Source organism: Streptomyces californicus, assembly GCF_000717645.1.
Lineage (GTDB): Bacteria > Actinomycetota > Actinomycetes > Streptomycetales > Streptomycetaceae > Streptomyces > Streptomyces californicus.
In genome coordinates, this window is sequence record NZ_JNZZ01000014.1 from 102788 (window position 1) to 117220 (window position 14433).

A 14433-nucleotide genomic window follows, 5' to 3' on the forward strand; every position below is an offset into this window, starting at 1 on the left:
TACCGGCACTATGCCCCTTTGATTCCACCGATTACGGGAGGAAGCAGGGCACGCTTGTGAACGCGTTCACATTCACAAGCAATTATGGCGCACACACTTTCGGACCCTTCGCCGGGGGTACCCCTTTTCGGCCGACCGCCCGGCCGGGGGCCGTCCCGAGCGTCCGAGGCGGCCCCGGAGCGCCCCCGATGCCGCCGGCCCCGGTCCCTCCCGCGTCCGCCCACGCGAAGGGCCCCGGACCTCGATCGACGAGGTCCGGGGCCCGTACGAGCTCCGCCGCGGCCCAGGGGGCCGGGGGAGCGGGGACTACAGCTCCGCGCGGAACGCCTCCGCCGCCTTGAGGAAGAGGTCGTTGCCCTCGCTCTCGCCGATCGTGACGCGTACGCCCTCCCCGGCGAACGGCCGCACGACCACCCCGGCCCGCTCGCACGCCCCGGCGAAGTCGAGGGTCCGCTCCCCCAGCCGCAGCCAGACGAAGTTCGCCTGCGACTCCGGCACCGTCCAGCCCTGGCGCCCCAGCTCGGCACCGACCCGGGCGCGCTCGGCCACCAGCGAGCCGACCCGGCCCAGCAGCTCGTCCTCCGCGCGGAGCGAGGCCACCGCCGCGTCCTGGGCGAGCTGGCTCACGCCGAAGGGGACCGCCGTCTTCCGCAGCGCCGCCGCCACCGGCTCATGCGCCACCGCGAACCCGACCCGCAGCCCCGCCAGGCCGTACGCCTTGGAGAAGGTCCGCAGCACCGCCACATTGGGGCGGTCCCGGTAGATCTCGATGCCGTCCGGCACCTCGGGATCGCGGATGAACTCCTTGTACGCCTCGTCGAGCACCACCAGCACATCGCTCGGCACCCGGTCGAGGAACCGTTCCAGCTCGGCCCGGCGCACCACCGTGCCGGTGGGGTTGTTGGGGTTGCATACGAAGATCAGCCGGGTCCGGTCGGTGATCGCCTCCGCCATCGCGTCGAGGTCGTGCACCTCCCCGTCGGTCAGCGGGACCTTCACCGAGGTCGCGCCGCTGACCTGGGTGATGATCGGGTACGCCTCGAAGGACCGCCAGGCGTAGATGACCTCGTCACCGGGGCCGGAGGTGGCCTGGAGCAGCTGCTGGGCGACGCCCACCGAACCGGTGCCGGTGGCGAGGTGCGAGAGGGGCACACCGAACCGCTCGGCCAGCTCGTTCATCAGACCGGTACACGCCATGTCCGGGTAGCGGTTGAAGTTCCCCGCGGCGGCGAGCGCGGACTCCAGGACGCCCGGCAGCGGCGGGTAGGGGTTCTCGTTGGAGGACAGCTTGTACGCGACCGGACCGCCGGCCGCCGCCGGTTTGCCCGGTACATAGGCGGGAACGCCGTCCAGCTCGGCGCGCAGCTTGGGGCTCGTCTCGCTCACCGCAGGTCCTCCTCGACCGTCCGTTCACAGCAATACTGCACACCTTATGAGGATTGGGCCGCGCTGCGAATGGGCCGAGCGGGAAATCGGCCGTGAGGCCCGGGAACGGGCCCTGCCCATGGGCCCACCACGGGGTTCGATCGAAGGGGGCGCGCACCGCAGCAGCGCGCGCTGGTGGCTCGCGCCGTGGCGCGCGTCCCCCGAAGTGGTGAGTTGAGACCTCTTCGAAACATCGAACACACAGCAGGCCACCAGGCCGCAGAACCTGAAACCTATAAGCTCAGACCCCCAACCACCTTGCTTTACAAGGAAACTGATGGCCCGTCGCCATGCAGAAACGTGCCTGTCAACGTGCGCATATGCGACCGGCCCCGACACCCTCCGGAGCCCTACTATCGGCTCGCCATGACAGCAGCAGGGAAGCACCAGGTGAGCCGGACGGAGACCCCCCGGCGCAGCGGCCGACCGGGACGGGCAGGGATCCGTGACGTGGCCGCCGCGGCCGGCGTCTCCATCACGACCGTCTCCGACGCGCTCAACGGCAAGGGCAGGCTCCCGGACGCCACCCGCCGCCATGTCCGCGAGGTCGCCGAGCGCCTGGGCTACCGCCCGTCCGCCGCGGCCCGAACCCTCCGTACGGGAAAGTCGGGGCTCATCGGCCTGACCGTGACCACGTACGGGAATGAACCTTTCACCTTCACCGAATTCGCGTACTTCGCGGAGATGGCGAGAGCCGCGACCTCGGCCGCGCTCGCCCGCGGCTACGCCCTCGTCATCCTCCCCGCCACCTCCCGCCACGACGTCTGGTCGAACGTCGCCCTCGACGGGACCGTCGTCATCGACCCGTCCGACCAGGACCCGGTCGTCACCGAGCTCGTCCGCCAGGGTCTGCCCGTCGTCTCGGACGGCCGGCCGGCCGGGACGCTCCCCGTCACCGCCTGGGTCGACAACGACCACCGGGCCGCCGTGCTCGACCTCCTCGACCACCTCGCCGCCGCCGGCGCCCGCCGCATCGGCCTGCTGACCGGCAACACCACCGACACGTACACCCGCCTCTCCACCGCCGCCTACCTCCACTGGTGCGAGCGGGTCGGCCAGGACCCCGTCTACGAGTCCTACCCGGCCCACGACCCGTGCGCGGGCGCGGTCGCCGCCGACCGGCTGCTCGCCCGCCCCGACCGCCCCGACGCGGTCTACGGGCTCTTCGACCCCAACGGGACCGACCTCCTCGCAGCGGCACGCCGCTACGGGCTGCGCGTCCCCGAGGACCTGCTGCTGGTCTGCTGCAGCGAGTCGACCGTGTACGCGGCCACCGAGCCGCCCATCACCACGCTCTCGCTGAAGCCCCGCCGCATCGGCACCGCCGTCGTCCAGCTCCTCATCGACGCCATCGAAGGGGTCGAGCACGACGGACCGGTGGAGCAGGTCATACCCACGGAACTGATCGTCCGGACCTCCTCGCAACGCCGCCCGCCGCGTACCACGGTCAGCGCGCCGCGCTCCCCCAGCCGGGACTGATCGCCACTTTCCGGACCAATCGGCCGGTGAACCGTACGTGCGCCCGGATTCACCACCCCTGGTGCGTCACACAGATCGATCCGCATTCCTATGATGGGCGCACGACACCGCGGACCACCTCTACCAGGCAGGGCCCGTCAGGTGTACGGCGGCGCGACGGTGGTGGAGGGGTCGATGACTCAGGGGGCCGGTCAGGAACCCGTGGTGCGGACGGCGACGTTGCGTGACTTCCGGGTTCCGCCGTACGCGCAGACACCCGTACCACCGGAGGCGCAGGCGGCACCGCCTTCCCCGGTGCCGCCGCCACCGGTGGAGCCGGGCCCGCCGGCCGGGGCTGCCGCGCCCCCCGCCGCCGTACCGCCGCCCGCCCCCGCAGCACCCCCTGCCCCGCACCCGGGGAACGCCGTCGTGGGCGACGAGCAGCCGGACGGGTACACCCCGACCGAGCGGGACCTCCCGGTCATCCGCCGCGGCGACACCGTCCAGGTCCGGACGGTCACCGAGCCGGCCCCCGGCTCCGAGGACAGCCCCGGCCCGCTCTATGTCGTCGGGGACGTCCACGGCTACCTGGACGAGCTGCTGGCCGCCCTCGCCGAACAGGGCCTCGTCGACGCCGACGGGAAGTGGGCCGCGGGCAACGCCCGGCTGTGGTTCCTCGGCGACTTCACCGACCGCGGACCGGACGGCATCGGGGTCATCGACCTCGTCATGCGCCTCTCCGCGGAGGCCGCGGCGGCCGGCGGCTACTGCAAGGCCCTGATGGGCAACCACGAGCTGCTGCTGATCGGCGCCAAACGGTTCGCCGACACCCCCGTCAACTCGGGGGCCGGCACCGCCACCTTCCAGGCCGCCTGGCTGCTCAACGGCGGCCAGAAGGCCGACATGGAGCGTCTTCAGGACGTCCACCTCCAGTGGATGTCCCGACTCGACGCCGTCGTCGAACAGGACGGGCACCTGCTGCTGCACTCCGACACGACGGCCTACCTCGACTACGGATCCACCATCGAGGACGTCAACGACACGATCACGGCCATTCTCACGCGCAACGACGCCGACGAGTGCTGGGACCTGTTCCGCAAGCTCACCAAGCGGTTCGCCTTCCGTGACGAGGGGGGTCCCCAGGCGGTGCGCGAGCTGCTGTCGACGTACGGCGGACAGCGCGTCGTCCATGGTCACAGCCCCATTCCGTACCTGCTCGGCGAGGTCGGCGGGGAGGGCGGCGAGGAGGACTCGGGCCCGGTGATCAACGGTCCCCACGTGTACGCGGACGGTCTCGCCATCGCCATGGACGGCGGAGTGACCATGGCCGGAAAGCTACTGGTGGTTCAGCTCCCCCTGCATGACTGACCGTCGACGGGGAAGGCGCTTCTGGTTCCGCCCGCGCCGACCCCGCCGATCTCCGGGCCCGTCACCGGACCCAATTCTGGAAACCCTCTGTCACCCCTCGCCGTGAGCGCTCTACCATCGGCCTAACAGTGGCAGGCTCTCCTCCGTTTCCGCCCGATCGCCCGGTCCGCACGGGCTTCCGGGCACCGACGGAGCATCGGGGGATGCAGATGACAAGCGCTCCGCACCTGCTGGCCGAGGACGGACCCGAGTACGAGCGGATCCTGGGCGACGCACTGCGCCACGCTCACGAACGCCCGGACCTCGAGGGCGTCGGTGACCGGCTCAACACCGAACAGCTGCGCACCATGGCGCTCGGCGCGACGGCGCTGATCACCGCGGCCGCCGCCACCGAGTACGAGCACTACACCAAGGCCCGCGACGAGCTGCGCCGGGCGGCGGCAGCCGAGGAGACGGCGGTCCTGGAGGGAGCGCGGTCGACGGGGGCCGGCGCCGGAGTGGGCGCGGTCGTCACCGTCCTCACACCGCTGCTGGCCGGAGCGGCAGCGGTCATCTTCCTGCTCGTCGGCTATCTGCTGCGGGCGGTCAACCCGTCGCTGACGTTCGGCCGCTCGCTGGTCACGGCCGGATGGTTCTTCGCCTGCGTCGCCGCAGCGGCGATCCTGGTCGCCGCCGTGGGGCTGCTGATCACCGCGCTCCGCAACGGCGCGACGTCCCGGACCGCCGAGGACGAGGAACAGGAGCTTCCGGAGGAGGTCGCCCGGGCCAGGGAGGCGTGGCGCCACGCCCTGCTGGAGCGGGGCATTCTGCCGTTCCTCCGGGACGCCCTGGCCGACCCCACCGCGGGGCCGGCCGCGCGCGTCCCGCACCGTTCGCCCGACCGCATCCCGAAGATCGGGTACAGCAGGCCGGACTTCTCCGGGCCGGAGGACGGCCCGGCGGCCGGCCCCCGTCCGACGTTCACCAGCCCCGACTTCTCCAGCCCGGACTTCGGCGGCCCCGAGCACCAGCCGGACTGATTTCTGCGGGCCGTCCGGCCACCGGCCGGCTCTCTGCCGCTGCCGGGCCCGGACGCACTGCGGAGGGGGCGAATCCGGCCGCCGGGCAGACCCCGGCGGCCGGAGCGGATCAGTCCGCGATCGGCAGGTAGACCCGGTTGCCGGCGGCCGCGAACTCCTTCGACTTCTCGGCCATGCCCTCCTCGATCTCCTCCTGCGAACCGCCGTGCTGGCGCCGGATGTCCTGGGAGATCTTCATCGAGCAGAACTTCGGCCCGCACATCGAGCAGAAGTGCGCCGTCTTCGCCGGTTCGGCGGGCAGCGTCTCGTCGTGGAACTCGCGGGCCGTGTCCGGGTCGAGGGCCAGGTTGAACTGGTCCTCCCAGCGGAACTCGAACCGCGCGTCGGAGAGCGCGTCGTCCCACTCCTGCGCGCCGGGGTGGCCCTTGGCGAGGTCGGCCGCGTGGGCGGCGATCTTGTAGGTGATCACCCCGGTCTTCACGTCGTCCCGGTTCGGCAGCCCCAGGTGCTCCTTGGGCGTGACGTAGCAGAGCATCGCCGTGCCCCACCAGGCGATCATCGCGGCGCCGATGCCCGAGGTGATGTGGTCGTAGGCGGGCGCGACGTCCGTGGTCAGCGGGCCGAGGGTGTAGAACGGCGCCTCCTCGCAGATCTCCTGCTGGAGGTCGATGTTCTCCTTGATCTTGTGCATCGGGACGTGCCCCGGGCCTTCGATCATGGTCTGGACGCCATACCGCTTGGCGACCGAGTTCAGCTCGCCCAGGGTGCGCAGCTCGGCGAACTGCGCCTCGTCGTTGGCGTCCGCGATCGAGCCGGGACGCAGCCCGTCGCCGAGCGAGTAGGTGACGTCGTAGGTCGCGAGGATCTCGCAGAGCTCCTCGAAGTGCTCGTAGAGGAACGACTCCTTGTGGTGCGCGAGGCACCAGGCCGCCATGATCGAGCCGCCGCGCGAAACGATCCCGGTCTTGCGACGGGCCGTCAGCGGGACGTACGGCAGGCGCACTCCGGCGTGCACCGTCATGTAGTCCACGCCCTGTTCGGCCTGTTCGATGACGGTGTCCTTGTAGATCTCCCAGGTGAGCTCCTCGGCCCGGCCGTCCACCTTCTCCAGGGCCTGGTAGAGCGGGACGGTGCCGATCGGCACGGGGGAGTTGCGCAGCACCCACTCGCGGGTGGTGTGGATGTTGCGGCCGGTGGACAGGTCCATGACCGTGTCCGCGCCCCACTGGGTCGCCCAGGTCATCTTGTCCACCTCCTCCTCGATGGAGGACGTCACGGCCGAGTTGCCGATGTTGGCGTTGACCTTCACCAGGAACCGCTTGCCGATGATCATCGGCTCGATCTCGGGGTGGTTGACGTTGGCCGGCAGCACCGCCCGGCCCGCCGCGATCTCCTCCCGTACCACCTCGGGCTCGACGTTCTCCCGGATCGCCACGTACTCCATCTCCGGGGTGATCTCCCCCCGGCGGGCGTACGCGAGCTGGGTGACGGGCCGTCCGTCGCGGCTGCGACGCGGCTGGCGCGGACGGCCGGGGAAGACCGCGTCGAGGTTGCGCAGGCCGCCGCGTGGCGAGGTGTGCTTGATCCCGTCGTCCTCCGGGCGGGCGGGGCGGCCCGCGTACTCCTCGGTGTCGCCGCGGGCGATGATCCAGTTCTCCCGCAGGGGCGCGAGCCCGCGGCGGACGTCGGTTTCGACGCCCGGATCGGTGTACGGCCCCGACGTGTCGTACAGCGTCACGTCCTCGCCGCTGGTGAGGTGCACCTGTCGGACCGGCACCCGGAGGTCCGGGCGCGAGCCCTGGACGTACCCCTTGTGCCAACCGATGGACTTCCCGGCCTCGTCGTTCTGTTTCGAGGCAGGCGTGCGTGCGTCCGATGTGGTCATGAGACCTACTCCCTACGCCGGCATTACCCGGTAACAGGTTCGGCGGTCGGCGCAGCGTTTCGCGTACGTACGGACGTACGGCGGTCAGCGCCCTCTCAGCCCGGTGCTCCGAGCTCCCGCGTGTGCAAAGGTGCCTCCACGCTAGCGTCCCTTCCGGCGAGCTGACCAGAGGGCCCCCGCGTTCTTGCGATGATCGCCCGGTGACCTCTCCCCAGAGCGACTCCGCTTCCCAGCCGCCCCAGGGCCACTCCCACGGCCACACGCACCGCCACGGCCCCGCCGCCCCGGTCTCCCGGCATCTGCGCAAGGTCATCGCCGCCGTGCTGATCCCGTTCGCGACGGCGGTCGTCGTCGGCCTGATCGCGTTCTGGCCCGGCGGCGTGCCCGACCACGAGCGCACCGGCGTCGGTTTCGACCGGCAGACCCAGGACGGCACGGTCGTCCAGGTCGACAAGGTGGACTGCGCCGACGTCAACGCCGCGCAGGTGCCCCCGACCGGCGACACCTCCACGCCTTCGGGGCGGGAGGCCGTCAACGAGCAGAAGGGGGAGTGCGCGAAGGCGACCGTCGAGGTGACCAGCGGCGACGACAAGGGCCGCAGGTTCGTCGAGGTGGTCCAACCGGACGCCCCCCGCCAGCTGAAGGAGGGCCAGGGCGTGGTCGTGGCCTACGCTCCCGACGCGCCGCGCGACCTCCAGTACTCCGTGACCGACGTGGACCGGAAGGTTCCGATGGCGCTGCTGGCCGGCATCTTCGCCCTGGCGGTGGTCGTGGTGGGCCGGCTGCGCGGGGTGATGGCCCTGGTGGCGCTGGTCGTGTCGTTCGCCGTGCTCACCCTGTTCATCCTGCCGGCGATCCTGCAGGGTTCGAACCCGCTGGTGGTGGCGGTGATCGGAGCCAGCGCGATCATGCTGGCGGCGCTCTACATGTGCCACGGGGTGACGGCCCGGACGTCCGTCGCGGTCATCGGCACCCTGATCTCCCTGCTGCTGATCGGGCTGCTGGGCTCGCTGTTCATCGGCTGGGCGAACCTGAGCGGCAACACCGACGACAACACCGGCCTCATCCACGGTCTCTATCCGGACATCGACATGAGCGGTCTGCTGCTGGCCGGTGTCATCATCGGTTCGCTCGGGGTGCTCGACGACGTGACGGTCACCCAAACCTCCGCGGTCTGGGAACTGCACCAGGCCGACCCGGACATGGGTTGGAAGGGGCTGTACCGGGCAGGTATCCGGATCGGAAGGGACCACATCGCCTCGGTGGTCAACACCCTGGTGCTGGCGTACGCGGGCGCCGCGCTGCCCCTGTTGCTGCTCTTCTCCATCGCCCAGAGCAGTGTGGGGACGGTGGCCAACAGCGAGCTGGTGGCCGAGGAGATCGTCCGCACCCTGGTCGGGTCGATCGGTCTGGTGGCCTCGGTGCCGGTGACCACGGCGCTCGCCGCGCTGGTCGTCTCCGCGGACCGGCCGGGGACCGGTGGCGCACCGGCGGCTACGGCCGTGCCCGTACGGACCGGCCGCGGCCGTCGTCGTAAGAAGGGGTGACGGGGCGTCGGGTGCGCTCGGTCACCCGGCGTTCTGCTCCTCGGCGAGGATGCGTCCGAGCGCTTCCTCCAGGTTGCCGTCGAAGTCACCCAGCGTGTGTTCCTGGCCGAGCGGCACGAGCTTGTCCGTCCGGTCGAGGAACGCCACCAGCGGTGCTGTTCCCGCTCTGAACAGCGCACGGTCCTCACCGACCTGGAGCCGGATGTGGACGTCGCCGAGGCCCTCGGGCTCGGTCGGGCCGATGTGCACATCTCCGTCGCCGCTCGGGCTGTTGAGCCCGTCCAGCAGCAGTTCACGGCCGAAAGCCCAGGTCACAGGGGCATCGCCGGGCAGGTGGAACGTCATCCGGATCGCGTACGGGTCGCCGACCTCGTACCGGAGCTCCACCGGAATACGGAACGAGAGTTCCTCGGAGACGAGGAAGCTCATCATGACCTCTGCTTGAACCGACTCGCGCATCGTTCAACCCCGCAGTAGATGAAACTGGCCAGGAATGATCCCTCATGGCCCTATTGACGCCATCGTGGTGCACGCGATAGCAGATCACAAGGAGTGATTTTTCAGATACTGATAGAGAACACGAACGAACGCAAGAGGCTGGAGACTTCGCCACGTAACTGTTCGACTGCGGGCAGCAACCGGTCTTCCCGTTCGAGGGGTACAGAAATGGCCATCGCCGCAATGGTGGCACCGGTTATGACCGGAATCGCGGCGCAGACGGTTCCCAGTGCGTACTCCTGGCGTTCGATGACCGGTTCACCTCGTCGGAGGGTGCGCAGCCGTTCCAGAAGTGTGGCGCGATCTCGCACTGAGTAACGGGTGAGGGGCCGTACGGGGTAACGGTCGAGGTGGTCCTCGCGGGCCCGCTCGTCGAGCTGGGCGAGCAGGCACTGCCCGATGGCGTGGGCGTGGGCGTTCTCCCGGAACGAGGCCCACTCCTCCACCGCCGGGGTGTCGGGCGCGTCCGCGACCGCGATGAGTTCGATCTCGCCGTCGCAGTAGACGGCGCAGTACACGGGCGCCCCGATGATGTCCCGCCAGTGGCCGAGAGAGTCGGTGACGGAGGGGGCCCGGCGCAGGCGGCTCCTGACCCCGGGAGCCGACGTGAGGTTCTCGGCGGCGGCGCCGAAATGGAAGACCCCGTTCTCGCGACGGAGGTAGCCCTCGTGGGTCAGGGTGCGCAGCAGGTGGTACGCGGTCGGCAGCGGTAGCCCCGCCTCCCGGGCCAGTTGCTTCGCGGGAGCCCCGTCCCGATGATTTCCCACCGCTTCCAGCAGCCTCAACGCCCGCTGAACCGAACCGATCAACGTCGGGACAGCGGTGCTCGATGCCGTGGTCACAGGTCACCCCCAGGCATGGTGACGGGCCGTCGGCCCTCCCGAGGGGGCCACCCCCACGGGCCTGCCGCGATCCCGAGGACCGGAGGGGCCGGAGTACAGGTGGCCCGTGACCGGCGAGGACCGGTCCGGGCGCCGACGATCGGGGGCCAACGACCGGACTGTCGTACCCAGGACGATCAGGTGATCGATGTGGTGACGGAAGGTCACATTCCGGATGGCGGCAGTGGTACGCCACTGTATCGGCCGCCTGTGGCAGACGGGTGTTTTCTCCGGGGACTTAGCTCTGCTGGGCTAACGACCCCGTCGGTGCTGACCGCGGCACGGCCGAGGGCCTCCGCGGCGGGACGGGCCGGCCCCCGCGCCGGCCCACGGTCCGCGCGCTACCAGTCGCCGCGCGAGGACGATGACGACATGAACTTGCGGATGACGAAGATCAGACCGCCGACCAGGACGACGAAGACCAGCACCTTGAAGAGCAGGCCGATCACGAAGCCGACCACGCTGGCGATCAGGCCGCCGAACACGAAGATCGCAATGACGGGCACCGCGATCCACTTCACCCACCAGGGCATTCCCGCGAATATCTCCCGCACGGCCATCGCCTCTACCTCGTCTCTCTGAGTCCTTGCCTCGATGCTAAAGGCGTCCGAGGCCCCCACGGGGGCCGGGCAGCCCTTGAAGACCCCTGATCGATCCCCTAGGGACCCCCGGGCCGGGCGGCGTCCGATCCCGGGTCGGGCGGTCGGCCGGCGATCCCCGGCCGGAGGGCGGTCGGCTAGGCGTCCGGGCGCGGTGGTCAGCCCTCGGGAGGCGAGAAGACGACCATCACCCGCAGGTCCTCGGTGATGTGGTGGAACTTGTGCGCGACGCCCGCGGGCACGTAGACGACGCTGCCCCTGCCGACCTGGGTGGTCTCCGTCCCCACCGTGATCGACGCCCGGCCGCTGACGACGAAGTAGACCTCGTCCTGCTGATGCGGCTGCTGCGGGTCGAGTTCCCCCGCGTCCAGGGCGTAGAGGCCGACGGACATGTTGCGCTCCCGCAGGAACTGCAGGTACGCGCCGTCGTTGGCGGCCCGCTCCGCCTCCAGCTCGTCCAGTCTGAATGCCTTCATGGCCCGTCCCGCCCCTTGTACCCGCGCTGTCGGCTGTCCCTGTGCTGCCGGTGTTCGCCACCGATCATGTCTGCCACGATCAGACACATGAAGAATTTCGTAGTCAAGACGATCGCCAACGCGGGGGCGCTGGCCGTCGCCATCTGGCTGATCGGTGACATCACGCTGGAGGGCGGCAGCACGGGCCGCAAGGCCCTCACCCTGATCCTGGTCGCGCTGCTCTTCGGCTTGGTGAACTTCGTGGTGAAGCCGGTCGTCCAGCTGCTGACCTTCCCCCTGTTCATCCTCACCCTGGGGCTGATCACCCTGGTCGTCAACGCCCTGATGCTGCTGCTCACCTCCTGGCTGGCGGGGGTGCTCGACCTCAGCTTCCACGTCGAGGGGTTCTGGACAGCGGTGCTCGGCGGCCTGATCATCTCGATCGTGTCCTGGGCGCTCAACGTCGCGCTGCCCGAAGACGACTGACAGCGACCGGTGGAGCCCCCGCCAGGGGCTCCCGGAAGAGTGCGGATGAACGCCGGCTCCGTGACCGGCGTGCACAGCGAAGGAGCAGGCATGAGCACCATGGGCGACGGCACTCGTGCGGTACGGGCCGGACTTCCGGTCCCGGAACAGTTCGAACCGCCCCTGCCCGGGCCGGTCTTCGCGGCCCACTTCCACCTCTCCGGCGACCCGACGGGCCCCTACACCTACGGCAGGGACACCAACCCGACCTGGACCCACCTGGAGCGGGCCATCGGCGAGCTGGAGGCCCCCGGCGAGGAGGTGGAGACCACGGTGTTCGCTTCGGGCATGGCGGCGATCACCTCCGTACTGCTCTCCCAGGTCCGCTCGGGCGACGCCGTCGTCCTGCCCGACGACGGCTACCAGGCGCTCCCCCTGGTACGGGAGCAGCTGGAGGCGTACGGGGTCGAGGTGCGCACCGCGCCGACCGGCGGTGACGCGCGGCTCGCCCTGCTGGAGGGCGCGAAGGTGCTGTGGATCGAGAGCCCGTCCAATCCCGGCCTCGACGTCTGCGACATCCGTCGCCTGGTGGAGGCCGCGCACGCGGCGGGCGTGCTGGTGGCGGTCGACAACACCCTGGCGACCCCGATCGGACAGCGCCCGCTGGAGCTGGGCGCCGACTTCTCGGTCGCCAGCGACACCAAGGGCATGACCGGACACGGCGACATCCTGTTCGGCCATGTCACCTGCCGCGACCCCCGGCTGACGGCGGACGTGCGGCGCTGGCGCAAGATCGCCGGCGCGATCCCGGGTCCGATGGAGGCATGGCTGGCGCACCGCTCGCTGGCCACCCTCCACCTGCGCATCGACCGGCAGTGCACCACCGCCCTCGCCCTGGCCGAGGTGCTGGCGAAGCGTGCGGAGGTCACCGGGCTGCGCTACCCCGGGCTGCCCGGCGACCCGTCGCACCCCGTCGCGGCACGCCAGATGCGGCGGTTCGGCTCCGTGGTCTCCTTCGAGCTGGCCGACCGGGAAGCCGCGGAACGCTTCCTGTCCGCGCTGCGCCTGGTCGACGACGCGACGAGCTTCGGCGGCGTACGGTCCACCGCGGAACGCCGGGGGCGCTGGGGCGGCGACGCCGTGGCGGAGGGGTTCATCCGTTTCTCCGTCGGTGTGGAGGACCCCGAGGACCTGCTCGCCGATGTCGAACAGGCGCTGAACGCGGCGGCCCGGTAGACCGGCGGCGTTTCAGACCGTCCCCAACGGGCCACTCTCTTGCCATGACCGAACGTCCTGTGGTCAAGCGCACCGCACGCGCCGTGCTGCTCGACGGCGACGACCTCATCCTGATCAAACGTACGAAGCCGGGTGTCGATCCGTACTGGCTCACACCCGGCGGCGGCGTCGAGCCCGAGGACGCGACCGTCGTCGACGCGCTGCACCGCGAGGTCGACGAGGAGCTCGGCGCGAAGATCGCCGACGTGGTCCCGTGCTTCGTGGACACCGTCGAGCACATCGCGGACGGCGGAGTGACAGGGGTCAAGGTCCAGCACTTCTTCGTCTGCCGCCTGGCGTCGATGGACGTCTCGCGGCGGCACGGACCGGAGGTCGACGAGCCCTGCGGGGAGTACGAGATCGTCAGGGTGCCGTTCAGTCGGGTGGGCATCGCGGCCGTGCACCTGGTCCCGCTCTCCCTGCGTCACTATCTGGACGGCAACATCGAGGGCGTACGGGCGATGCACGCCCCCGACCTGGGCTGAGGCCCCGGTACGACCGGCTGTTCGGCCCGCTCGCCATCGTGTTTCACGTGAAACCGTGGACAGGGCCGGACCTGCCGTACCGCCTGGTGGCCACGGATCTCGGCCAGTTCCGCGAAATCGGTGGACGGGTGATCAGTCCGTCGGCCAGCCTGGCCCCATGCACAGCCCATCACCCCACTCCCTCGCCAACCTGCCGATCCGGCGCCTGAACCGGGGAGACCTGGTCCCCTGTGCCGACCTCTGCGAGGACCGCGGCTGGCCGCGTGACGAACACCGGTGGGGGCTGATGCTCTCGGCCGGAACGGGGTACGGAATCGACGCACCGGACGGCAAGGGCCTGGCGGCGACCTGTCTGACCACCTCGTACGGAACCGGCCTCACCGCGGTCGGGATGCTGCTCGTCGCCGGACGCTACGCCCGCCAGGGGATCGCGCGACGGCTGATGCGGCAGGTGATGGAGACGGAGAAGGGCGCCCCGCTCGCCCTGTACGCCACTGATCAGGGCCGGCCGCTCTACGAGGAGCTCGGCTTCTCCCCCGTGGGCCGCGCCGAACGCGTCGGCGGCCGATGGACACCGGTCGGCCCGAGCGGCTCCCCCTCAACCGCGCTCTCCACCTCCTCGGTGACCACCCGCCCGGCCTCGGCGGACGACCTTCAGGCGATGATCCGTCTCGACCTCACCGCGTTCGGCGCTGATCGGACGCATCTTCTCGCCCGGCTGCCCGCCTTCTCCGACCGCCTCCAGGTGGCCGAGGACCACGGCGAGCTGGTCGGCTACGCGGCGCTCTGGCCGAGCGGGCCCACCGCGGTGGTGGGGCCCCTGGTCGCCCGGGACACGGCCGTCGCGCAGGCCCTGATCACGGACCTGGCCGCGACGACGGACCGGCCGCTGCGCATCGACGTCGAGCACCGGCACAAGGAGTTGCTCGGGCTGCTGGCGGACCGGGGATTGAAGCCCGTCTCCCGGACGACGGTGATGACGTACGGCACCGCTGAACTGCCGGGCGACGCCGCACGCAGGTTCGCTCCGCTCACTCCCGCGACGGGCTGACGCGCGTCGGCCACACCGCCGG

General features: G+C 70.6%; 14 protein-coding genes. 8 read left to right on the top strand and 6 right to left on the bottom strand.

Features of this window, described 5'->3' with window-relative positions; genetic code table 11:
- Positions 1-306: 306 nt before the first annotated feature.
- A complete protein-coding gene (hisC, locus tag IF19_RS0119290; RefSeq protein ID WP_030115073.1) occupies positions 307-1386 on the bottom strand; it encodes a histidinol-phosphate transaminase in 1080 nt (359 codons plus the stop codon).
- Between the two features lie 405 nt (positions 1387-1791).
- Here hisC and IF19_RS0119295 point away from each other — a divergent pair, with 405 nt between their 5' ends.
- The 3 genes from IF19_RS0119295 (at position 1792) to IF19_RS0119305 (ending at position 5270) form a co-directional block, all read left to right on the top strand.
- Positions 1792-2904 carry a LacI family DNA-binding transcriptional regulator gene (locus IF19_RS0119295; RefSeq protein ID WP_030725112.1) on the top strand — a complete coding sequence of 371 codons (1113 nt, stop codon included), beginning with the start codon at positions 1792-1794 and terminating at the stop codon, positions 2902-2904.
- A 159-nt stretch (positions 2905-3063) separates the two neighbouring features.
- Positions 3064-4251, top strand: a complete 1188-nt coding sequence (locus IF19_RS0119300) for a metallophosphoesterase (RefSeq protein WP_243460355.1) — start codon at positions 3064-3066, stop codon at positions 4249-4251.
- A gap of 203 nt (positions 4252-4454) precedes the next feature.
- Positions 4455-5270, top strand: coding sequence for a hypothetical protein (locus IF19_RS0119305; RefSeq protein WP_030115076.1), 816 nt, complete (start codon positions 4455-4457; stop codon positions 5268-5270).
- A 109-nt stretch (positions 5271-5379) separates the two neighbouring features.
- On the opposite strand, the gene thiC is transcribed toward IF19_RS0119305, so the two are convergent.
- Entirely contained in the window at positions 5380-7155 is a 1776-nt protein-coding gene (thiC, locus tag IF19_RS0119310) for a phosphomethylpyrimidine synthase ThiC (protein ID WP_030115077.1), read from the bottom strand.
- A 200-nt stretch (positions 7156-7355) separates the two neighbouring features.
- On the opposite strand from thiC, the gene IF19_RS0119315 reads away from it, so the two are divergent.
- Entirely contained in the window at positions 7356-8702 is a 1347-nt protein-coding gene (locus tag IF19_RS0119315; protein ID WP_030115078.1) for a YibE/F family protein, read from the top strand.
- 21 nt (positions 8703-8723) lie between these two features.
- Here the strand turns inward: IF19_RS0119315 and IF19_RS0119320 are convergent, their stop codons facing one another.
- The 4 genes from IF19_RS0119320 to IF19_RS0119335 all read right to left on the bottom strand — a co-directional run bounded on the left by IF19_RS0119320 (position 8724) and on the right by IF19_RS0119335 (position 11156).
- Positions 8724-9161: an SsgA family sporulation/cell division regulator gene (locus IF19_RS0119320; RefSeq protein WP_030115079.1), complete on the bottom strand. Its 438-nt coding sequence runs from the start codon at positions 9159-9161 to the stop codon at positions 8724-8726.
- Positions 9162-9262: 101 nt separating this feature from the next.
- Positions 9263-10042 (bottom strand): IclR family transcriptional regulator, encoded by a 780-nt coding sequence (locus IF19_RS0119325; protein WP_279382234.1) that lies wholly within the window; start codon positions 10040-10042, stop codon positions 9263-9265.
- A gap of 380 nt (positions 10043-10422) precedes the next feature.
- Positions 10423-10635 carry a DUF5326 family protein gene (locus IF19_RS0119330; protein WP_030115081.1) on the bottom strand — a complete coding sequence of 71 codons (213 nt, stop codon included), beginning with the start codon at positions 10633-10635 and terminating at the stop codon, positions 10423-10425.
- Positions 10636-10838: 203 nt separating this feature from the next.
- On the bottom strand, positions 10839-11156 hold the full coding sequence (locus IF19_RS0119335) for a cupin domain-containing protein (RefSeq protein WP_030115082.1): 318 nt from the start codon (positions 11154-11156) through the stop codon (positions 10839-10841).
- An 87-nt stretch (positions 11157-11243) separates the two neighbouring features.
- On the opposite strand from IF19_RS0119335, the gene IF19_RS0119340 reads away from it, so the two are divergent.
- The 4 genes from IF19_RS0119340 to IF19_RS0119355 all read left to right on the top strand — a co-directional run bounded on the left by IF19_RS0119340 (position 11244) and on the right by IF19_RS0119355 (position 14411).
- Positions 11244-11621: a phage holin family protein gene (locus IF19_RS0119340; RefSeq protein WP_030115083.1), complete on the top strand. Its 378-nt coding sequence runs from the start codon at positions 11244-11246 to the stop codon at positions 11619-11621.
- 90 nt (positions 11622-11711) lie between these two features.
- Complete coding sequence (locus IF19_RS0119345) at positions 11712-12836, top strand: cystathionine gamma-lyase (RefSeq protein ID WP_030115084.1); 1125 nt, start codon at positions 11712-11714, stop codon at positions 12834-12836.
- 44 nt (positions 12837-12880) lie between these two features.
- Complete coding sequence (locus IF19_RS0119350; protein WP_030115085.1) at positions 12881-13360, top strand: NUDIX domain-containing protein; 480 nt, start codon at positions 12881-12883, stop codon at positions 13358-13360.
- 157 nt (positions 13361-13517) lie between these two features.
- Positions 13518-14411 (top strand): GNAT family N-acetyltransferase, encoded by an 894-nt coding sequence (locus IF19_RS0119355; RefSeq protein ID WP_030115086.1) that lies wholly within the window; start codon positions 13518-13520, stop codon positions 14409-14411.
- Positions 14412-14433 lie beyond the last annotated feature (22 nt).

What these genes read in the sequence shown, in the direction of transcription:
- IF19_RS0119340 (WP_030115083.1), top strand. Translation starts at nt 11,244, where the DNA reads ATGAAGAATTTCGTAGTCAAGACGATCGCCAACGCGGGGGCGCTGGCC.
- IF19_RS0119295 (WP_030725112.1), top strand. Translation starts at nt 1,792, where the DNA reads ATGACAGCAGCAGGGAAGCACCAGGTGAGCCGGACGGAGACCCCCCGG.
- IF19_RS0119320 (WP_030115079.1), bottom strand. Translation starts at nt 9,161, where the DNA reads ATGCGCGAGTCGGTTCAAGCAGAGGTCATGATGAGCTTCCTCGTCTCC.
- thiC (WP_030115077.1), bottom strand. Translation starts at nt 7,155, where the DNA reads ATGACCACATCGGACGCACGCACGCCTGCCTCGAAACAGAACGACGAG.
- IF19_RS0119350 (WP_030115085.1), top strand. Translation starts at nt 12,881, where the DNA reads ATGACCGAACGTCCTGTGGTCAAGCGCACCGCACGCGCCGTGCTGCTC.
- IF19_RS0119345 (WP_030115084.1), top strand. Translation starts at nt 11,712, where the DNA reads ATGAGCACCATGGGCGACGGCACTCGTGCGGTACGGGCCGGACTTCCG.
- IF19_RS0119355 (WP_030115086.1), top strand. Translation starts at nt 13,518, where the DNA reads ATGCACAGCCCATCACCCCACTCCCTCGCCAACCTGCCGATCCGGCGC.
- IF19_RS0119335 (WP_030115082.1), bottom strand. Translation starts at nt 11,156, where the DNA reads ATGAAGGCATTCAGACTGGACGAGCTGGAGGCGGAGCGGGCCGCCAAC.
- IF19_RS0119305 (WP_030115076.1), top strand. Translation starts at nt 4,455, where the DNA reads ATGCAGATGACAAGCGCTCCGCACCTGCTGGCCGAGGACGGACCCGAG.